The following is a 19,223-nucleotide window of genomic DNA, read 5'->3' as shown; positions in this document are numbered from 1 at the left end:
AGTGAAGGGCTGACATGTGAAGTCAGCCCCATACTTGTTGCTACTTTGCTGCTTTTTCAGCGATAGACGTGTTCACTAACGTTTCATGATCAACAGACTGTGGAAGTTCTCCCGCTTCATCCATGATGTTTTGGAGATTGTTCCACTCTTCTTCGTCAAGGATTGGATCTGTCGCAAAGGACCCTTGTGATTTATAGCGATCGACAACCGTTTCAATCAGTGCAGGCTCAGTGTCTTCAAAATAGGGCTCAATCACCTTGGCAATGTCAGCTGCACTGTTTTCCTCCACCCATTGCTGAGCTTTGAATAATGCTTTTGTGAATTTTTCAACCGTTTCTTTGTTTTCTTTCATATAGCTGTCTTTGGCCATGAACGTTGTATAGGGAACGTGCCCTGATTCAGTTCCAAAGGAAGCCACGATATGCCCTTTTCCTTCTTGTTCAAAAATGGACGCCGTTGGTTCGAATAGCTGTACATAGTCCCCTGTACCAGAAGCAAAAGCGCTGGCGATATTCGCGAAATCAATGTTTTGGATCAGGTTCAGATCGTTTTGCGGGTCTATTCCGTTCTGCTTCAGCACAAATTCCCCTACCATTTGCGGCATGCCGCCTTTACGCTGTCCAAGGAAGGTGGAACCTTTTAATTGATCCCATTCAAAGTTTTCCAATTTTTCACGGGATACGAGAAACGTTCCGTCGGTTTGGGTTAATTGAGCAAAATTGATGACCGGATCATTCGAACCTTGTGCGTGGACGTAGATGGAGGTTTCTGAACCGACCAGGGCGATATCAGCACCGCCGGATAGTAAGGTGGTCATCGTTTTATCTCCACCCCACGTTGTGGTCAGTTCAATGTCCAGTCCTTCTTCTTTAAAGAATCCTTTTTCAATTGCGACATATTCAGGGGCATAGAAAATCGAGCGGGTAACCTCTGCTACACGAACCTTTTGTACGACTTCTTCTTTTTCTCCACATGCTGTTAACCCGATTGTTAACATGACCATGAGCAACACGGCAAAGCCATTTCGAAGCCATTTTTTCATTCGATATTCCTCCTTTTAGCTTGTGAAACTTGTTTAACGATAGAATGGGGGATGAGTGCATCTCTCTTTGCCTTGTTTATCCTTATATAAGAAGGGTAGGATGGTCATAAAGGCTGCGTCCCACCTCACCTGTTGATGATGAGATTTGCTAAAATATTCTATGTAGAGTATAAAAAATGTGTGAACACCCAATGCACATTTTGAAAGGAAGAGAATATGAAAAACGGAACGATTGTGAAGAAAACATTGTTTCCTTCACCTAATCCACATGTGGAACTATATGAAATCACCTATCTATCCGGTGGCCTCCGTGTGAAGGGCTTAATGGCTGAACCTGTCGGGGGAGGAAAGTATGATGGTTTCCTCTATTTAAGAGGGGGGATCAAAGGCGTCGGAATGGTCCGGCCGGCGAGAATCGCTCAATTTGCTTCTCACGGTTTCATTGTTTTTGCCCCTTATTACAGAGGAAATCTCGGAGGAGAGGGAAATGAAGACTTTGCGGGAGATGATCGTGAAGACGCCATTTCCGGTGTTGAATTGCTCAAACACTATCACAGGGTGGTCCATAACCGGATCCATGTGTTTGGCTTTTCCCGTGGAGGGGTTATGGCGTTACTGACAGGCATCGTGCGCAGGGACATCACCTCTGTTGTTACATGGGGAGGCGTTTCGGATATGTTCTTGACATATGACGAACGGAAGGATCTCAGGAGGATGATGAAAAGAGTCATAGGGGGAAGTCCCAATAAAGTTCCGGAGAGATATGAATGGCGTACGCCCCTTTACGAATTAGAAAACCTTGAAGCTCCAGTATTGATCATTCACGGTGAAAAGGATCAGAACGTTTCTGTGGAGCATGCATATAGATTAGAAAAAAGGCTGAATGATCTGAATAAATCTGTGTCGTCCCAATACTTTAAAGAATTTACGCATTACTTCCCTCCTCGAAAGAACCAACAAATCGTCTCCATGCTATGTACATGGATGAAAAATCAATAGGCAGTGGTGTATGATTAAATAAAAAAGGATTGAGGTCAAGCGAAATGGGCATGGGCTTAGAATTAAACACGATGATCGTGACCAAGGGAAAAGAAGCGAGGAAAGAAGATAATCTGTTTGAACTGCTTAAAGACGGATACCGCCTTTACCCTATGCATATTCCGATAGAGGTAAGAAAAACGAAACACAGTGACCCCAGTGGTTACGGCAGCATAGAAAAGATGGAGTGGACGGATGAGAAAACGAAGATCCTGTATCGATTGATTTCCTTGAATTCCACGAACTAAATAAAGGATGGCTGTAAACATTCGCTTACAGCCATCCTTTTATTGTATTTCCTCATATAAAATATAGCGATTATCCTCTGTCTGGGCGATTAAATAGTGGCTGTGATCTTTCACGCTATAGATGGGTGTCCCTTTTTTTAATATATTTGCCGAAAAATCATTTTCGGGGTGATATTGACTATCAATCTTTTCTTTAATAGATCCAAGCTTTTCATCCAGGACCAGCTTCTTCTCCTCAGAGACCTTCACATATTCCTTCTTGTTCACCACCATCATATCCCCGTATCCACATAATTCATGGGATGCAGGTTCTTTGTCTCCGCATGCACTTAATAAGAATACGCATAATATCAAAACAATCAATCGCTTCATGTTTTTCCTCCTTAACATTTCTTCACATACTCAAAAGATATTCAAGCTTGTACGCCAACATGTTTGTTTTTTTGTGTAAAACTTCTTCATCTTTCACATGGAAAAGGTGGTATAATGTTCCTTAAGTGAATAAACCCACGCAGAAATTAGGTGCTGATCTATAGCATAAAGGGAATTCGGTGTGAGTCCGAAGCTGTTTCCGCAACTGTAAGTGCTGACGAAATAAGAAGAAAACCACTATTTGATCATTCAAATGGGAAGGTTCTTAGAGTAGGCTGACGCACGAGCCAGGATACCTGCCTATTTTCCATCGTATTATGCTCTTCGGAAGTTAAGGGTATGGTGCGGCTTTTTAGCATCTCTTTTTTTATATGGATGACAACTGCCGGCCAATATTCTTGGGTGGTTTTTTTGTGTTTATGTAAAACTCCCGGAAGATACGATAGGTGCTTCACAAACATCATTCAGAAAGGAGGAAACTTACATATGGCAAAGGATTTCCGCTACTTATGTTATCCCTATATGCGTGAATCTGTTTCGACCGTCGATTTCGAAATCCGTACCGATTCACTATCGACTAAAATCGGACTGGCATCATCATTGGCTGGGCACTTACCGGAAGTACGCGATGATTTACTGTATTTGGCTGAAATGGCGTACCACCTCAATGGTTCGGTGCGGGGAATGACAGCCATCAAAGAAGAGGACTTGAATAAATTGAGTCGAATGTACGATCGTTATGTTTTCGAAGTAGAGGAACGAATCCAAACCTTTGTCCTTCCACAAGGGTCGACAGCTGCATGTGTGCTTCATACCTGCCGCAGTGAAGCAAAAAAGTCAGTCCGTGCCTTACATAAAGTCAGTACTGAGATGAAAGTGGAGAACATTTTATTTAAATACGCTCATTTACTGGCAAATGTCCTGTTCGTAATGGCCGTGTATGTGAATAAATGTGAAGGGATTGAAGAAATTCCTTTTGAGAGTAAATCGTATATAGACAAAATTTAGAGAAGCGGGGAAGACGAAAGATGAAAAAGTCATGGTTAAATAGTTTACTACTATCGATCATCCTGGTTGTTTTCGCAGGATGCAGCAACGGGGAAGAAGCTACATCCCAAAAGGAAGTTAAGCCTGAAAATGAGCCTTATTCTGTTAAAGATGACAGGGGGGAAGATATAACCTTTGATGGCGTGCCCGAAACCGTTGTTTCGTTACAGCCAAGTAACACAGAGATTCTTTTTGCAATAGGAGTTGGGGATAAGGTAGTCGGGGCAACTGAATACGACAACTATCCTGAGGAAGCGAAAGAGATTAAAAGAGTATCGGATTCCATGACGGTCAATGCTGAAGAGGTCATTGCATTAAAACCTGATGCTGTCATTGCATATACCACTGGAGATGATGCCGGAGTGAAGCAGCTTGAGGAGGCGGGATTAAACGTATTCGTCATTCAATCTGCCCAAACCTTCGAAGATGTATATGGGGATATTGAACAGATTGCAGAAGTAATGGGGGTAGAGAAGAAGGGGAACGAATTGGTGGACGGTATCAAGGAACAGATTTCAGAAGTGAAAGAAAAAGTAAATACACTTAAGGAAAAAGAACAAGTATATTTTGAAATCAGTCCCTCTCCTGATATCTATACAGCAGGAGCAGAAACCTTTCAGCAGGAAATACTGGAAACGGCTGGGGTCGAGAATGTTTTTGTAGACCAAAAAGGCTGGGTGAAAGTAGGCGAAGAAGAAATCATTAAACGGAATCCTACTATGATTTTAACGACAGTGGGGTATGTCGACGAGCCGACAGCTGAAATCAAGTCCCGGGAAAGCTGGAAAGATGTAAATGCAGTGAAAAATGACCAGGTTCATTTTCTGGACTCAGATATTATGTCAAGACCGGGACCGCGTATTGGAGAAGCTGTTGAGCTAACAGCTGAAACAGTATATCCCGATTTATTTACTGAATAAATTAGAATGTCAGAGTGGAGAAGACAATGATTCGCAAGAGGAATCATTGTCTTTTTCATTCGATTTTTCTGATAGATTGTTCCTTTTTATAGGTTTTGTAAAGCAAACATAGTAGTACTGTCTTCTTTCTAAATAGCAACATATTTTTGCGGTGTAATCCTTATCATCACAAGTTCAACAATCTTCACCATTGTGATAAAGTTAACGTAACATTATCACGTTAGGAGAATGCAACATGAGTAAACTGGAAGTCATAGTCTTGAATGAGGAAGATGCCAAAGTGGCTGAAGCATCTGGAGCAGATCGACTTGAATTGGTGTCTGCCATACAGGAGGGAGGATTAACTCCTGATTTTCAAGTGATAGAAAAAGTATTAAGGGCTGTTTCGATTCCTGTTCAGATTATGATCCGATTACATAGTAAATCTTTCTCATATCAGTCTGATGAATTGAATACCATGGTCGAACAAGTTAGAACCATTGTTGAAATGGGTGGCCGGGGCATCGTTTTTGGCGCATTATCACATGAAGGTAAGCTTGATTCCCACGCTTTAAAGGAGATCTTACAAGGTGCGAAGGAGCAATCGATCACTTTTCACCGCGCTATCGACCTGTCTGATGATCCAGTAGCCTTATGTAAAGGAATACTCCAATCAGGCTTAAATGTTGATCGAATTCTCACATCAGGCGGAAAATCTGAAGTGAGTAAGGGGTTGGATACGATTGGTGAAATGAGGGAAATAGAGAAAATGGGTGGTCCCATCATCATGCCGGGTTCGGGCTTAACTGTGGATAATATAGGCGAAATACACAGCAAGCTAAAAGCAAGAGAATATCATGTAGGATCAGGCGTACGTCATAATGGGAGCTATGACTTAGGGATAGACTCTGAAAAGGTAATGGAAATCAAACGTGTGATCATGTCCTAATTTGATTTGTTACTATACGACTATTGGAAAAAAGAATGATTCATGGTAAAAATAGTATGTAATACAATAGAATACTATCAATATTTCTACTAGGGGAGTCCGATACATTGCTTGGACTGAGAGGAGAACGCATAAGTTCTTTGACCCTTTGAACCTGATCTGGATGATACCAGCGTAGGGAAGTAGTACGGAAGCGTGTATTTGTGTTTTGAGGCGCTTACTACTTTTTGACATTTCGGGTTCTGATTATTCAGGACCCTTTTTTGTGTCTTCATGTCCTTTTGTTGAACAATGGGATGCCTGACGCAGTAACTTCTAAGATCCAATCAAAAGGAGGAGAAGTTAAGTGGCAATCGAGTTCAAAACGCAATTTAAAAACAGTAAAAAAGTATATGTCGGAGGTTCAAGGCCAGACATACTTGTACCGATGAGAGAAATTGAACTGAGTAGGACGAATGTTTCCTTGGGCGTGGAAGAGAATGAACCGGTTCGTGTATACGATACAAGCGGACCTTATACAGATGAGCGTTACCAAGTCGATATTCATAAAGGGTTACCTTCCGTTCGCACAGAGTGGATTCAAGAACGTCAAGATGTCACGGCTTACCCGGGACGTGAAATTGAACCGGAAGATAACGGCTATAAAGGAGACGATCCTCGTGCAAACGTAGAGTCGTTCCCTACTATCAAACGTACCCCAATGCGGGCAAAAATGGGGCGTAATGTGACTCAAATGCATTATGCGAAAAAAGGAATCATTACACCGGAAATGGAGTTCATCGCGATCAGGGAAAATGTTGATCCTTCATTTGTAAGAGAAGAAGTAGCAAATGGCAGGGCCATCATTCCTGCTAATATCAATCATCCTGAATGTGAACCGATGATCATCGGCCGTCACTTTCATGTGAAAATAAACGCGAATATCGGAAACTCTGCCGTATCATCTTCCGTTGAAGAAGAAGTGGAGAAAATGACGTGGGCAACTCGTTGGGGTGCCGATACCATAATGGACTTATCAACAGGGAAAAACATTCATACAACAAGGGAGTGGGTCATTCGAAACTCCCCTGTCCCTGTTGGTACGGTACCGATCTATCAAGCACTTGAAAAAGTAAACGGAATTGCAGAGAATCTTACAAGGATGTGTACCGGGATACATTAATCGAACAGGCGGAGCAGGGTGTTGACTATTTCACCATTCATGCAGGTGTATTATTGCGGTATGTTCATCTGACGGCTGATCGTACAACAGGGATTGTTTCCCGTGGAGGTTCAATTATGGCGCAATGGTGTCTTGCCCATCATAAAGAGAACTTTCTTTATTCACATTTTGAAGATATATGTAAGATTTTAAAAGCCTATGATATCTCCGTTTCCTTAGGAGATGGTTTAAGGCCAGGATCAATTGCTGATGCGAATGATGAAGCACAGTTTCCCGAGCTTGAAACATTAGGCGAGCTAACCAAAATTGCTTGGAAGCATGATGTACAGGTCATGATTGAAGGCCCTGGTCATGTACCGATGCATATGATTAAAGAGAATGTGGATAAGCAGATGGAAATCTGTCATGAAGCTCCCTTTTATACCTTGGGGCCATTAACGACAGATATTGCACCGGGGTATGATCACATTACTTCTGCCATAGGGGCTGCCATGATCGGTTGGTTTGGAACAGCTATGCTATGCTATGTAACACCGAAAGAGCATCTGGGATTACCGAATAAAGATGATGTGCGAGAGGGTGTCATTGCTTATAAAATAGCAGCACATGCAGCGGATTTGGCGAAAGGCCATCCAGGGGCACAAGTCAGAGATAATGCCGTTTCTAAGGCTCGATTTGAATTTAGGTGGAATGACCAATTTAATTTATCCCTGGACCCGGAACGTGCAAGGGAGTACCATGATGAAACACTTCCTGCAGAAGGGGCAAAAACGGCCCATTTTTGTTCAATGTGTGGCCCGAAATTTTGTTCAATGAGAATATCACATGACATAAGGGGAATAAAGAAGACTAGCATGAATGATGTTCATAAGGAAATAGAAAAAGGATTGAAAGAAAAATCGAAGGAGTTTGTGGAAAATGGATCAAACATCTACCGATAAACCTCCTTGTCATGTACTGAAATTGAAGAATGAAATCGTAAAGCTCAATCAGAGAGTCATCCAACTCGAAAAAGAAGTGAAGAGCATTCAGGAAAACTGCAGGCATGTCTTCTATGAAACGGATGTAACAAGGTCTTGTATCAAATGTCACTATGTAGAAAGTACCTATTATTAGAAACGTGTAAGCTATTGATTAAATTTCTTTTGACAGCGTATATGTACCATGCTACGATTATTACAAATTTCGGAATAGTAAATATATATGTGTAACTCTTATTGAGAGTGGTGGAGGGACTGGCCCTGTGAAACCCGGCAACCATTCAACCGATGTGTTGAAAAGGTGCTAATTCCTGCAAAGCACTTTGCTTTGGAAAATAAGAGAGGATTCTAATAAACATGAAGCCCTCTCTATCGCAAGAGAGGGCTTTTCGTTTTTATGAAAGAAAAATTAAATAGATAAATGCAATAGGTGCTGAGCCATCCTCAGCTAAAAGGGAAGACCGGTGAAAATCCGGCACGGTCCCGCCACTGTAATGGGGAGCGACTTATCATTCAACCACTATTTCTATTGAAATGGGAAGGGATAAGAAGCTGTGAACCTAAGTCAGGAGACCTGCCTGTTGTATGCGCTTATGCTCTACGTGGATATAGAGAGGGGTGAGGAATACGTGTTGAGAATACAAGAATGTCTCAACTCTAGTTAGTGATACGTATGAATCTCTCTTTCATTTGAAAGAGAGATTTTTTTGTTGATGACAACCATCTCAAGTATAAGGAGTGAGGATTGAATGAGTAAGGTGATCAGTTCGAATTTAGGATATCCAAGGATCGGTGAAAAGCGTGAATGGAAAAAGACGCTGGAACAATTTTGGGCAGGGAAGATAGAAAAGGATTCCTTCTTAGAACAAATGGAGGAAATACGAGTCAACCACTTGAAGAAGCAATCGGATCAGGGGATTGATTTAGTTCCGGTTGGAGATTTCAGCTTATATGATCATGTGCTTGATACAGCCGTCATGTTCGGCTTGGTTCCCGAGAGGTTTCATTATAGTGGGGGGAAGGTCTCTCTTGAAACGTATTTTGATATGGCTAGAGGCGCGAAGGACGCGGTGGCATTAGAAATGACAAAATGGTTTAATACCAACTATCACTATCTCGTGCCTGAACTTGATGGGATCGCACCACAGTTAGTGGAAAATCGTCCCCTGCATTTTTATAGAGAGGCAAAAGAGAAACTGGGTATAAAAGGTAAACCGGTTATCTTAGGTCCTTTCACTTTTGTGAAATTGTCCAAAGGGTATGAAACCGGTGATTATAAAACTCTTGTTGATCAATTTGTCCCTCTTTATGCTGAAGTATTGCGTGAATTACAGGAAGAGGGTGTAGAGTGGGTACAAATGGATGAACCGATCTTGTGCACTTCCATCGGGGATGAAGAGATGGATCAATTCAAAGAAGTCTATCAAACGCTTAAAGAATCCTGCCCCGGGTTAAAGATCATCCTGCAAACCTATTATGATAGTTTGGAAAGGTACCAGCGGGTGTTAGCACTCCCGGTAGATGGCATAGGGATAGATTTTGTGCATGATCGTGGTGAGAATTTGGCGGCGCTGAAAAGATTTGGTTTTCCTAAGGATAAAATCTTGGCTGCCGGAATTCTCGATGGAAGGAATATTTGGAGAAGTCGTCTTACTGATACCCATACGCTTCTATCGTTCATTGCAGGGTATGTTCCGAGTGATCGCTTAATCATTCAACCATCCTGCAGTTTACTACATGTACCAGTAACCTTGCAGAATGAAGAAACACTTGGCAGTCCCCTCATTGACGCTCTATCATTTGCTGATGAAAAATTACATGAAATCACAATTTTAACAAAGGGGATTCGTGACGGAGCTGATACAATAGAAGATGAGATCGTTCAAAGTGTAACGGCGATTAAGAATTTAAACGAATCACCGCTGCGTAATAATAGGGAGGTGCAGGAAAATGTTGAAGAATTGCACCAAAATAATGTCGGTAGAAAGGTTCCTTTCCATGTTCGTAAGCTGGAACAGGCGAAGTACTTTTCATTACCTTTTCTACCTACCACTACAATCGGCAGTTTTCCTCAAACCCAGGAAGTAAGAAGGCAGAGGTTGAAGTGGAGGAAAGGCGAGCTCTCTGATGGGGAGTATCAACAATATATTCATGCGGAAATAAAACGCTGGATTATAATTCAGGAAGAAATCGGCCTTGATGTATTTGTACATGGTGAATTCGAACGGACGGATATGGTTGAATTCTTTGGTGAGAAATTAGAAGGTTTTCAATTTACGAAGTTTGGATGGGTACAATCATACGGTTCCAGATGTGTGAAGCCGCCACTCATATATGGTGATGTGAATTTCAAAGAACCGATGACGGTTAAAGAAACCATATATGCTCAATCATTAACCGATAAACCGGTTAAAGGGATGTTAACGGGCCCGATCACGATTCTAAATTGGTCATTTGTTCGGAATGATGTATCACGATATGAAGTAGCGAATCAAATCGCACTTTCTCTCCAAAAAGAGATAGAGGAATTAGAAGCCAATGGGATTCGGATGATACAAGTCGATGAGCCGGCACTTAGAGAAGGACTCCCTTTAAAGAGTGAGAATTGGGAGGAATATCTAAAGGCTGCCGTTTATGCTTTCAGATTGGCCACTTCATCTGTACAGAACCAAACCCAGGTCCATACCCATATGTGCTATTCGGATTTTGAAGATATTATAGATGCCATCAGTGATTTGGATGCTGATGTCATCTCAATTGAAACATCAAGAAGTCATGGGGAATTGATCCATGTTTTTGAAGATCATACGTATGACAAAGGTATAGGTCTTGGGGTATATGATATTCACAGTCCCCGGGTGCCGAAGCGTGAAGAATTAATCCGTAATATACATCGGGCTCTAGAAGTGCTGGATCCCGAATTATTCTGGGTCAACCCGGATTGTGGTTTGAAAACACGTGGGATCGATGAGACAGTTTTAGCGCTTAAGACCATGGTGGAAGCTGCGGATCAAGTGCGTGAAGAGGTGTTGCTTAAAAAGGAAAGATAATTGACGGGGAACGAAGAGATATAGGTCGCGTGTAGCTGTACCTTCCTTTGATCCACATTTTTAAGACGCAGGGCGCAGTTGAAAGGGATTGCGTCCTGTTCATAAGGAGAGAATAGAAAATGTCATACATAGCCATAGGAAGAATCATTCAAGTATTTAATGAACTTCACCCAAATCGTACCATCCTGTACCTGGTGAGTGATAGGGGGATGGATGAGTTCCCAAAAGGGAGGATTTCATTAAAAACCGCTTTAGAATGGCAGGCAAAAGAAAAGATATGTAATGTTTATGCTCCCAATTAAAAAACGAAAGGGAGAAAAAATAAGCTTCCCAAAATCCTTTAAATTGTGTTAACTTAATGTTATAAACAGTTTACATACACAAGGGGGATTTGAAAGTGAACGGAGAAAAACTAAGGGTGATCATTCACTGTGCCATCTTTGCTGCGATTACGGGGATTTTTGCTCAAATCGAGATTCCACTGCCACTCGTTCCAATCAGTGGGCAAACATTAGCAGTAGGAATTACGGCGACGATTCTTGGAAGCCGATATGGAGCGTTCGCCATGGTATGCTATGCAGCCCTGGGAGCAGTCGGTGTGCCTGTATTTGCGGGCTTCAGTGGAGGTGCACAGGTACTTGTCGGGCCTACGGGAGGCTATATTTTTGGCTTTATCGCAGCGGCTTTCTTTACAGGCTTCATTCTTGAAAAAACAAAATTCACCATTCCAATGGCGATGGTTGCCAATACAGTTGGGATGATGATTACATTGATCCTGGGTACCATTCAGTTGAAATTTGTTGCTGACCTTAGCTGGAGTCAGGCGATGGCAGCAGGTGTTTATCCATTTATCGTAGTTGGACTTATTAAAGCGTTCCTTGCAAGCTGGATTGGAATTACCGTTAGACAACGTTTGGTTCAGGCGCGGTTGATCGGGAATCGGAAAGTAGCAGCATAGTGAAAAAGTTGACTCTTTGTTGGGAGTCAACTTTTTTATTACTAAAATTTATACATAGACCAATATCCTATATCCTTGAATCCAATACGCTTATAAATTTTCCCTGCTTCAGGATTATCATAGAATAAGCATAATTCTTTTCCTTCTTCTAATACGTCCCGACAGAGCTTCGTCATGCATTCCGTCGCGTATCCTTTTTTCTTGTACTCCGGATGGGTACAAACAGCGACAATCATCGCAGACATACTGTTTTCAGCGGTTGTAGAGGCGGAAGAAACAAATTTACCGTCTTCTTCTACGTAATAGCTTCTGGAAACTCCGGCTTCCATGCTATGTTTTCTTTTTTCTACGCAAAAATCCCCGCCGCTGAACTCAGGAATGCTGTTCAACAGATCCACAAGTTTAGGAATATCAGTGAGGGTAGCCTCTTTCACTTTTGGGAGGTCTTGTCGATCCATTGATTCGGTGTTGTCGCATTTCGCATAATACATATGTCTTTTTGATTTAATTTCTCTGGATAAAAAGGGTTCAACCTCAGTGACGATCCGTCTTAAACCTGAAACGATGCTGTAGTCTTCATGTCCATTAATGATAGCGGCGAATCCTTCAGCATCAAATTCAGCCATTGAAAACGGAATGAAATTTTCACGGTACTTAAGAAGAATTCCTCTTAAATTTCCTTCCTCATCGAAGTCGCCCCAGATCTTCTGGAAATCCTGTTCATACCCAAAGGCTTCAATGTCCCCGATAATAAACAAATTCTCAGCCGGCTGCCGATGAATGAGCTGCTGGCAAATATCATGATCCTCTTCTGTAAGCTGTCTGATCATTTTAATTCCCCTTCGTGAATTTTAATCATTATCATACCAAAATTAGAAATATTTAGTAAAGTATTATTTTTAGGAAAATTTAAATGACAGCAAGAATGTTTTGCATAAATTCAGTTGGACTAACAGAAGTTACTAATAGCTGCATAATTTTTAATGGAAATACCATGTATGGTTTTAAATGGACCGAAATAGGGAATCTTAGCATCAATCACAGTTATTAGGAGGGAAAACTCATGCTTTGGACCATTATTGGAATTCTTTTAGTCCTTTGGTTGCTTGGATTGATTTTTAAAATCGGGGGAGCCATCATCCATATCTTACTCGTTATTGCCATTGTAGTATTTTTATTTAACAGAATCACCGGTCGAAAAAAAGGATTATAACCATAACAAAGGTCCGTCCCTCAACAATGAGGGACGGACCTTTGTATATAGACTACTTAACGGATGGGCCGCCTTTTAGTTCGATTTCAGATGGTACGTTTGAGAATTTCTTGAAGTTCTCGTTGAATTTATGGGCAAGTTCTTTTGCTTTCACTTCATAGGCTGCTTCATTGGACCATGTTCTTTTTGGTTGAAGCACTTCGTCCGGAACACCAGGAACGTGAACAGGGATGTTCAGACCAAAGATGTCGTCCGTTTCTGTTTCAACGTGAGTCAGTTCGCCTTCAAGGGCTGCTTGAACCATGGCACGAGTGTAAGATAACTTCATGCGGTTACCAACACCGTATTCTCCACCAGTCCACCCGGTGTTCACAAGGAATACCTGTGCACTGTGCTCATCGATTTTCTTACCAAGCATCTCGGCATAGCGGGTTGCAGGAAGTGGCAGGAATGGTGAGCCAAAGCATGTTGAGAATGTTGCTTGTGGTGAAGTGATCCCTCGCTCCGTACCTGCAAGCTTGGATGTATATCCGCTTAAGAAGTGGTACATTGCTTGTTCTTTCGTCAGTTTGCTGATTGGAGGTAATACCCCGAATGCATCTGCCGTTAAGAATACGATTGTATTTGGATGTCCTGCAACACTTGGTTCAACGATGTTCTCCATCGCTTGAAGAGGGTATGCAGCACGCGTGTTTTCAGTTAATGTGTTATCCTCATAATCCGGGATGCGGGAATTGTCATCAAGGACAACATTTTCAAGGACAGAACCGAAACGGATGGCATCGAAGATCTGTGGCTCTTTTTCACGTGTAAGGCCGATACATTTCGCATAGCAGCCGCCTTCGATATTGAAAACACCGTTCGGAGACCAACCGTGTTCATCATCTCCGATTAAACGGCGGTTAGGGTCTGCGGATAAAGTCGTTTTTCCAGTTCCGGATAAACCGAAGAACAATGCCACATCGCCTTCACGTCCCACGTTTGAAGAGCAGTGCATGGAAAGGATATCGGATTCAGGGAGCACATAGTTCATGACAGAGAAGATCGATTTCTTCATTTCACCTGCATATTCAGTACCACCAATCAGGACAATTCTTCTTTCGAATGATACAATGATAAATGTTTCAGAATGAGTTCCGTCAACTTCGGGATCCGCCTTGAAGTTCGGAGCAGAAACGATTGTGAATTCTGATTGGTGACCCTTTAGCTCTTCTTCTGTTGGGCGAATGAATAATTGATGAGCGAAAAGATTATGCCAGGCAAATTCGTTGATCACCTGAATCGGCAGTCTATGTTTTGAGTCGGCACCTGCGAACCCTTTGAAAGAAAATACTTCTTCTTTTTCTTTTAAGTAATTGATCACTTTCGTATATAGTTTATCGAATGATTCAGATGAGATGGGTTGATTGACAGATCCCCACTCAATCTTATCCTTCGTGGATGGTTCTTCAACTATAAATTTATCCTTAGGAGAGCGTCCTGTGTATTTACCAGTTTCTGCTCTGACTGCACCTGATGATGTTAAAACGCCTTCATTACGTTGAAGGACTTTTTCAACTAGTTGGGAAACAGATAATTGTTCCTGAATGTTTTGACCGTTAAGTAATTCTGTTAATTCATTAGACATGCTCACTGAATTCATTAGAACCCTTCCTTTATATAAATTTATTTAATGGCATCGCTTACTTCTCAAAAATAGTATAACACAATCAAGCTATTAGTCTATACTATTTATTTAATTTTATAATGTGTCTCCATTTTGTCACATTTTTCGTCCAAATACAGCTTGTTTCTTCTTATATATATGAAGAAAAAATCTAAATGTTTAGCCTCATTACCCCATTAGGTTATTTTAATCGAGAAAAATGGTTGGAAGTCTTAAAAAGAGGCTAAAAGATTGGTTAAACCTGTCACTCGAAAAAAAGTTGACACCTCTAGTCCTAAACGTTATCATTGTTCCTTGAACGGATACTCTTATCCTGAGCTGGTGGAGGGAGCAGACCCTATGAAACCCAGCAACCTGCTAAATAGTGAATGGATCGCATTTCTTGAAACGATCCGATTAAGCGAAGGTGCTAAACTGAGGCAAGGTCTATGAACCTTGAACGATAAGAGAGAAAAGGCGCGGCTATGATCTGAAACCTTTCCTCTATTGCTTTAATCATGAGGAAGGGTTTTTTCTGTTTATAGTGGATCAAATGCACATAATTCATGATTTTTTTATAAAAAAACCATGTTTACTTCATACTACTTAGGGAATGAGTACCGTATCTGTTTAATGTTTTGTTAGATCAGAGTCTAACAAATAGCTTAAGGAGGAACCTTGATGTCAACTAAACGTCGTCTGTTTACATCTGAGTCCGTAACCGAAGGACATCCAGATAAAATTTGTGACCAAATTTCTGATTCAATTCTTGATGCAATTCTTACCAATGATCCGAATGCCCGTGTGGCATGTGAAACGTCTGTTACAACGGGTCTTGTTCTTGTTGCAGGTGAAATTACAACAAGTACGTATGTCGATATTCCAAAAATCGTTCGCGAAACGATCCGTGAAATCGGCTACACTCGTGCGAAATACGGCTTTGATGCTGAAACATGTGCAGTACTTACATCCATCGATGAGCAATCTGCTGATATCGCTCAGGGTGTAGACCAGGCACTTGAAGCCCGTGAAGGTCAAATGACGGATGAAGAAATCGATGCAATCGGTGCAGGTGACCAAGGGCTAATGTTTGGATTCGCTTGTAATGAAACGAAAGAGCTTATGCCTCTTCCGATTTCCCTTGCACACAAAATCTCCCGTCGCCTGACTGAAGTTCGTAAAGAAGAAATCCTTCCTTACCTTCGTCCGGATGGAAAGACGCAAGTAACCGTTGAATACGATGAAAACGATAAGCCGGTCCGTATCGACACGATCGTTATCTCTACTCAACATCACCCTGAAGTGACGCTTGAGCAAATCCAGCGCAACTTGAAAGAATATGTCATCGACCCGGTTGTACCGAAAGAACTGATCGATGGAGAGACGAAATATTTCATCAACCCGACAGGCCGTTTCGTTATCGGTGGACCACAAGGTGATGCAGGACTTACAGGACGTAAAATCATCGTTGACACTTACGGCGGATACGCTCGTCACGGTGGTGGTGCATTCTCCGGTAAGGATGCAACGAAAGTGGACCGTTCAGCGGCTTATGCAGCACGTTACGTAGCGAAGAACATTGTGGCAGCGGGACTTGCTGAAAAATGTGAAGTTCAATTAGCGTATGCAATCGGTGTTGCTCAACCGGTATCGATTTCAATCGACACATTCGGAACGGGTAAAGTATCAGAAGACGTATTGATTGATGTTGTCCGCAACAACTTTGACCTGCGCCCTGCAGGAATCATCAAAATGTTGGACCTTCGTCGTCCGATTTACAAGCAAACAGCTGCTTACGGACACTTTGGCCGTAACGATCTTGATCTTCCTTGGGAGCGTACAAACAAAGCTGAAGCATTAAAAGCAGAAGCATTAAGCGAATAAGAGAAGATATAGATAGAAAAGACCAACACTTATCAGGGTGTTGGTCTTTTTTTTCGATAGGGGTTGGCGGTGGGGGAGTTTATTTTATTGCGTGGAATGGCAGATATACTCCGACTTTGCTAGATATATTCTGAAAACGGTAGATAAATCTGAAACGGGGACCTTCATACAAGAAAATCTTCCATGAGTATTCTCAGGAAGGATGGGGTATCCCAAGTATATAAGAAGTTAAAATGGTTTGATGCTCTTATAATATTGTCCTTTTTCCGCGTATTCCCTGGAAATGCGCTTCATCTCGCTAATATCATGTTCGTTCAGCTCTCTTACCACTTTTGCTGGCCGACCGAATGCCAGTGTATTGGGAGGTATGACTTTTCCTTGTGGAACAAGGCTTCCTGCCCCGATAAAGGCTCCTTCTCCAATTTCAGCATTATCGAGAATGATCGATCCCATGCCGATTAACGCTTTTTTTCGGATTTTGCAGCTATGTAGAATCACCCCATGGCCGACGGTTACTTCATCTTCAAGAATAAGAGGGTTATTTGGACTCTGATGGAGTATGGAATTATCCTGTATATTTACTTTATTACCGATTTTCGTTGGAGCGACATCCCCTCTTATAACGGTGTTAAACCAAATACTGGACTCTTCACCGATCTCCACATCCCCAGAGATGGTCACATAATCAGCAATGTAAGCCGAGTGAGAGATGACTGGTTTTTTATCATAATACGGATAGAGCATTTTTTACTACCCCTTTCAATAATATTTACTATAATAAATGGTAGCAGAATTCAATCAATTAGAGAACTATAAAGGAGGATTTGCCATGTGGAAATGGGAAACAGATCAAGAAGCAAAAGCAGTCATCGTCATCATCCATGGAGCAATGGAACATCATGGCAGGTACGGTTGGCTCATTGAAATGTGGCGTGCAGCAGGCTTCCATGTCATAATGGGGGATTTACCGGGTCAAGGTATGACCTCAAGAAGTAAAAGAGGACATATCGATTCCTTTGATGAATATATAGTGGAAGTGAAAGATTGGGTACAGGCGGCTTATCAATTTGAATTACCTGTATTTATGATTGGTCATAGTATGGGGGGGCTTGTCGCCGTCCGCATGCTTCAGGAATCCCATGTGAAACTGGCAGGTGTAATATTGTCCTCACCTTGTTTAGGCTTGGTTACTACGCCTTCTAAACCTATCGAGCTTTTGTCCTACGGGTTAAATAAAATTGCTCCTATGGTTAAATTCCCATCAGGGTTAACAATCGATATGGCAACGAGAAATGCAGATGTCCGTGAAATCGACAGCAATGATTCACTTTATATCACCAAAGTGTCTGTACGCTGGTACCGGGAACTGGCGCATGCGATAAAATTAGCTTTTGTTAATCTTGATAAGATGCCTGACGTTCCATTACTTGTCCTACAGGCCGGTGACGACAAAATCGTGGATAAAAGAGCAGTGAAGAAGTGGTTCAACGAACTGTCTTTATCTGAAATGCATTACAAAGAATGGCCGAAATGCTATCATGAAATCTATAATGAACCAGAACGAGAAGATATATTTGAGTACTCCAAAAATTTCATTGAAAGTCGCTTGAAAGCGTTAGGTTACATTTTGTAAAAGAGGTGGTAAAGGTGTCCATTCCAAGTGATCCCTTTTCGTTAATGACAAGAGTATACCGAAATGTTTTTCCGATTGTTCATAAAGAGTTAGATGAGTGGAAGAGGCGTGCAGAAGCGATCCCCAACCAAGAATTGAGAAACCAGGCCCTTTCAAGTATTGAGCATAAAACGTTTCACTGTGAAGGTGGATCGATTTTATCACTTTTGGCACTGGATAAAAAACAGGATACAATCCGATTTATCGTCGCTTATCAAACGATAAGTGATTATTTAGATAATCTGTGTGATCGAAGTGTTTCTCTTGATCCAGAGGATTTTACCCTTCTTCATCAATCCATGAAGGATGCCTTGACAGTGGACGCTGTGCCTGTCAATTACTATGCATTAAGAGCAGATCAGGATGACGGGGGGTATCTCAGGGATCTGGTGCTTACCTGTCAATCCGTTCTTGCAAATCTAAGTCATTACGGCAGCATCAAGGGTGATCTGCTCGAATTGTGTGAATACTATTGTGATCTGCAGATACATAAACACGTGAAGAAAGAGGAGAGAGTGGAAAGGCTTCAGAATTGGTTTGAAACACACCGGTCGAACCTCCCTGAAATGAATTGGTACGAGTTTTCCGCCTGCTCAGGTTCGACCCTCGGTATATTCTGTTTAGTATCATACGCCTGTCGCAGCGATTTTCAGCCGTCCTACACAGAGAAAATAAAAAGCGGATACTTTCCGTATATTCAGGGCTTACATATTCTTCTCGACTACTTCATCGACCAAGATGAGGACCTCGAGGGAGGAGACTTAAACTTTTGTTTCTATTATGAGGACGATGAGCACTTAAAAGGTCGACTCCTTCATTTCTTGCAAAAAGCAGATGAACATACCCATGAGCTGCCGCACGCTCACTTCCATCGTTTGATCAACAAAGGACTCATTGGCGTTTACCTGTCAGACGAAAAGGCAAGCAAACAAGAAAAAGTACAATCCTTCTCCAAAGAATTCATCGGACAAGCCGGCTGGATCACGAGATTCTTCTACATCAACGGCAAAATCTACCGCAAATGGAAAAAACGCAAAAAAACATCCTGAATAAGAGGGACGGAC

At 41.8% G+C, this 19,223-nt stretch carries 18 protein-coding genes, 1 pseudogene and 5 riboswitches; of the genes and pseudogenes, 14 read left to right on the top strand and 5 right to left on the bottom strand.

What is annotated here, in order from left to right:
- Window positions 1-40 precede the first annotated feature (40 nt).
- A complete protein-coding gene (locus tag ACCB35_RS17575) occupies window positions 41-1,042 on the bottom strand; it encodes an ABC transporter substrate-binding protein (protein ID WP_374054689.1) in 1,002 nt (333 codons plus the stop codon).
- Between the two features lie 216 nt (window positions 1,043-1,258).
- Here ACCB35_RS17575 and ACCB35_RS17570 point away from each other — a divergent pair, with 216 nt between their 5' ends.
- Both ACCB35_RS17570 and ACCB35_RS17565 read left to right on the top strand, forming a co-directional pair.
- Window positions 1,259-2,041: an alpha/beta hydrolase family protein gene (locus tag ACCB35_RS17570; RefSeq protein ID WP_374054688.1), complete on the top strand. Its 783-nt coding sequence runs from the start codon at window positions 1,259-1,261 to the stop codon at window positions 2,039-2,041.
- A gap of 44 nt (window positions 2,042-2,085) precedes the next feature.
- Window positions 2,086-2,328: a DUF2584 domain-containing protein gene (locus ACCB35_RS17565; protein ID WP_374054687.1), complete on the top strand. Its 243-nt coding sequence runs from the start codon at window positions 2,086-2,088 to the stop codon at window positions 2,326-2,328.
- Window positions 2,329-2,367: 39 nt separating this feature from the next.
- Here ACCB35_RS17565 and ACCB35_RS17560 read toward each other — a convergent pair whose 3' ends face one another.
- The gene (locus ACCB35_RS17560) at window positions 2,368-2,700 is read right to left on the bottom strand and encodes a hypothetical protein (protein WP_374054686.1); all 333 of its coding nucleotides are present in this window, start codon (window positions 2,698-2,700) and stop codon (window positions 2,368-2,370) included.
- A 131-nt stretch (window positions 2,701-2,831) separates the two neighbouring features.
- Window positions 2,832-3,019: riboswitch (cobalamin riboswitch) on the top strand.
- 167 nt (window positions 3,020-3,186) lie between these two features.
- Here ACCB35_RS17560 and ACCB35_RS17555 point away from each other — a divergent pair.
- The 8 genes and pseudogenes from ACCB35_RS17555 (at window position 3,187) to ACCB35_RS17520 (ending at window position 11,745) form a co-directional block, all read left to right on the top strand.
- A complete protein-coding gene (locus ACCB35_RS17555) occupies window positions 3,187-3,708 on the top strand; it encodes a hypothetical protein (protein WP_044340339.1) in 522 nt (173 codons plus the stop codon).
- Window positions 3,709-3,728: 20 nt separating this feature from the next.
- The gene (locus ACCB35_RS17550) at window positions 3,729-4,667 is read left to right on the top strand and encodes an ABC transporter substrate-binding protein (protein ID WP_374054685.1); all 939 of its coding nucleotides are present in this window, start codon (window positions 3,729-3,731) and stop codon (window positions 4,665-4,667) included.
- Between the two features lie 235 nt (window positions 4,668-4,902).
- Window positions 4,903-5,595 carry a copper homeostasis protein CutC gene (locus ACCB35_RS17545; RefSeq protein WP_374054684.1) on the top strand — a complete coding sequence of 231 codons (693 nt, stop codon included), beginning with the start codon at window positions 4,903-4,905 and terminating at the stop codon, window positions 5,593-5,595.
- Between the two features lie 81 nt (window positions 5,596-5,676).
- A riboswitch (TPP riboswitch) is annotated at window positions 5,677-5,793 on the top strand.
- 229 nt (window positions 5,794-6,022) lie between these two features.
- Window positions 6,023-7,698 (top strand): annotated as a pseudogene (gene thiC / locus ACCB35_RS17540) (phosphomethylpyrimidine synthase ThiC).
- Complete coding sequence (locus ACCB35_RS17535) at window positions 7,676-7,873, top strand: hypothetical protein (RefSeq protein ID WP_374054683.1); 198 nt, start codon at window positions 7,676-7,678, stop codon at window positions 7,871-7,873. Before thiC ends, ACCB35_RS17535 begins: the two are co-directional and overlap by 23 nt.
- A gap of 95 nt (window positions 7,874-7,968) precedes the next feature.
- Window positions 7,969-8,079, top strand: a riboswitch (SAM riboswitch).
- 69 nt (window positions 8,080-8,148) lie between these two features.
- Window positions 8,149-8,334: riboswitch (cobalamin riboswitch) on the top strand.
- Window positions 8,335-8,486: 152 nt separating this feature from the next.
- Window positions 8,487-10,787, top strand: coding sequence for a 5-methyltetrahydropteroyltriglutamate--homocysteine S-methyltransferase (metE, locus tag ACCB35_RS17530; protein ID WP_374054682.1), 2,301 nt, complete (start codon window positions 8,487-8,489; stop codon window positions 10,785-10,787).
- 119 nt (window positions 10,788-10,906) lie between these two features.
- Window positions 10,907-11,089 carry a hypothetical protein gene (locus ACCB35_RS17525; protein ID WP_374054681.1) on the top strand — a complete coding sequence of 61 codons (183 nt, stop codon included), beginning with the start codon at window positions 10,907-10,909 and terminating at the stop codon, window positions 11,087-11,089.
- A gap of 89 nt (window positions 11,090-11,178) precedes the next feature.
- Window positions 11,179-11,745: a biotin transporter BioY gene (locus ACCB35_RS17520; RefSeq protein WP_374054680.1), complete on the top strand. Its 567-nt coding sequence runs from the start codon at window positions 11,179-11,181 to the stop codon at window positions 11,743-11,745.
- Between the two features lie 41 nt (window positions 11,746-11,786).
- Here ACCB35_RS17520 and ACCB35_RS17515 read toward each other — a convergent pair whose 3' ends face one another.
- A complete protein-coding gene (locus ACCB35_RS17515) occupies window positions 11,787-12,575 on the bottom strand; it encodes a GNAT family N-acetyltransferase (RefSeq protein WP_374054679.1) in 789 nt (262 codons plus the stop codon).
- A gap of 233 nt (window positions 12,576-12,808) precedes the next feature.
- On the opposite strand from ACCB35_RS17515, the gene ACCB35_RS17510 reads away from it, so the two are divergent.
- Window positions 12,809-12,958 carry a lmo0937 family membrane protein gene (locus tag ACCB35_RS17510; protein ID WP_156142529.1) on the top strand — a complete coding sequence of 50 codons (150 nt, stop codon included), beginning with the start codon at window positions 12,809-12,811 and terminating at the stop codon, window positions 12,956-12,958.
- 52 nt (window positions 12,959-13,010) lie between these two features.
- Here ACCB35_RS17510 and pckA read toward each other — a convergent pair whose 3' ends face one another.
- Window positions 13,011-14,600 (bottom strand): phosphoenolpyruvate carboxykinase (ATP), encoded by a 1,590-nt coding sequence (gene pckA, locus ACCB35_RS17505; protein ID WP_044340330.1) that lies wholly within the window; start codon window positions 14,598-14,600, stop codon window positions 13,011-13,013.
- A gap of 329 nt (window positions 14,601-14,929) precedes the next feature.
- Window positions 14,930-15,073, top strand: a riboswitch (SAM riboswitch).
- Window positions 15,074-15,284: 211 nt separating this feature from the next.
- Between pckA and metK the strand changes: the two genes are divergently transcribed.
- The gene (gene metK, locus ACCB35_RS17500) at window positions 15,285-16,487 is read left to right on the top strand and encodes a methionine adenosyltransferase (RefSeq protein WP_044340329.1); all 1,203 of its coding nucleotides are present in this window, start codon (window positions 15,285-15,287) and stop codon (window positions 16,485-16,487) included.
- A 228-nt stretch (window positions 16,488-16,715) separates the two neighbouring features.
- Here metK and ACCB35_RS17495 read toward each other — a convergent pair whose 3' ends face one another.
- Entirely contained in the window at window positions 16,716-17,231 is a 516-nt protein-coding gene (locus ACCB35_RS17495; RefSeq protein WP_374054678.1) for a gamma carbonic anhydrase family protein, read from the bottom strand.
- An 85-nt stretch (window positions 17,232-17,316) separates the two neighbouring features.
- Between ACCB35_RS17495 and ACCB35_RS17490 the strand changes: the two genes are divergently transcribed.
- Together ACCB35_RS17490 and ACCB35_RS17485 are read left to right on the top strand one after the other, a co-directional pair.
- A complete protein-coding gene (locus ACCB35_RS17490) occupies window positions 17,317-18,120 on the top strand; it encodes a lysophospholipase (RefSeq protein ID WP_374054677.1) in 804 nt (267 codons plus the stop codon).
- Between the two features lie 14 nt (window positions 18,121-18,134).
- The gene (locus ACCB35_RS17485) at window positions 18,135-19,208 is read left to right on the top strand and encodes a tetraprenyl-beta-curcumene synthase family protein (RefSeq protein ID WP_374054676.1); all 1,074 of its coding nucleotides are present in this window, start codon (window positions 18,135-18,137) and stop codon (window positions 19,206-19,208) included.
- Window positions 19,209-19,223: the final 15 nt, after the last annotated feature.

Source organism: Rossellomorea sp. FM04394 (genome assembly GCF_041889765.1).
Taxonomy (GTDB): Bacteria; Bacillota; Bacilli; order Bacillales; family Bacillaceae_B; genus Rossellomorea; species Rossellomorea aquimaris_B.
Note: the sequence above shows the minus strand (reverse complement) of the source record. Positions and strands in the feature narration are given on the sequence as shown.

Bases quoted from the DNA above. Each gene is read 5' to 3' on its own strand.
- ACCB35_RS17575 (WP_374054689.1), bottom strand. From the start codon at position 1,042: ATGAAAAAATGGCTTCGAAATGGCTTTGCCGTGTTGCTCATGGTCATG.
- ACCB35_RS17570 (WP_374054688.1), top strand. From the start codon at position 1,259: ATGAAAAACGGAACGATTGTGAAGAAAACATTGTTTCCTTCACCTAAT.
- ACCB35_RS17565 (WP_374054687.1), top strand. From the start codon at position 2,086: ATGGGCATGGGCTTAGAATTAAACACGATGATCGTGACCAAGGGAAAA.
- ACCB35_RS17560 (WP_374054686.1), bottom strand. From the start codon at position 2,700: ATGAAGCGATTGATTGTTTTGATATTATGCGTATTCTTATTAAGTGCA.
- ACCB35_RS17555 (WP_044340339.1), top strand. From the start codon at position 3,187: ATGGCAAAGGATTTCCGCTACTTATGTTATCCCTATATGCGTGAATCT.
- ACCB35_RS17550 (WP_374054685.1), top strand. From the start codon at position 3,729: ATGAAAAAGTCATGGTTAAATAGTTTACTACTATCGATCATCCTGGTT.
- ACCB35_RS17545 (WP_374054684.1), top strand. From the start codon at position 4,903: ATGAGTAAACTGGAAGTCATAGTCTTGAATGAGGAAGATGCCAAAGTG.
- ACCB35_RS17535 (WP_374054683.1), top strand. From the start codon at position 7,676: ATGGATCAAACATCTACCGATAAACCTCCTTGTCATGTACTGAAATTG.
- metE (WP_374054682.1), top strand. From the start codon at position 8,487: ATGAGTAAGGTGATCAGTTCGAATTTAGGATATCCAAGGATCGGTGAA.
- ACCB35_RS17525 (WP_374054681.1), top strand. From the start codon at position 10,907: ATGTCATACATAGCCATAGGAAGAATCATTCAAGTATTTAATGAACTT.
- ACCB35_RS17515 (WP_374054679.1), bottom strand. From the start codon at position 12,575: ATGATCAGACAGCTTACAGAAGAGGATCATGATATTTGCCAGCAGCTC.
- ACCB35_RS17510 (WP_156142529.1), top strand. From the start codon at position 12,809: ATGCTTTGGACCATTATTGGAATTCTTTTAGTCCTTTGGTTGCTTGGA.
- pckA (WP_044340330.1), bottom strand. From the start codon at position 14,600: ATGAATTCAGTGAGCATGTCTAATGAATTAACAGAATTACTTAACGGT.
- metK (WP_044340329.1), top strand. From the start codon at position 15,285: ATGTCAACTAAACGTCGTCTGTTTACATCTGAGTCCGTAACCGAAGGA.
- ACCB35_RS17495 (WP_374054678.1), bottom strand. From the start codon at position 17,231: ATGCTCTATCCGTATTATGATAAAAAACCAGTCATCTCTCACTCGGCT.
- ACCB35_RS17490 (WP_374054677.1), top strand. From the start codon at position 17,317: ATGTGGAAATGGGAAACAGATCAAGAAGCAAAAGCAGTCATCGTCATC.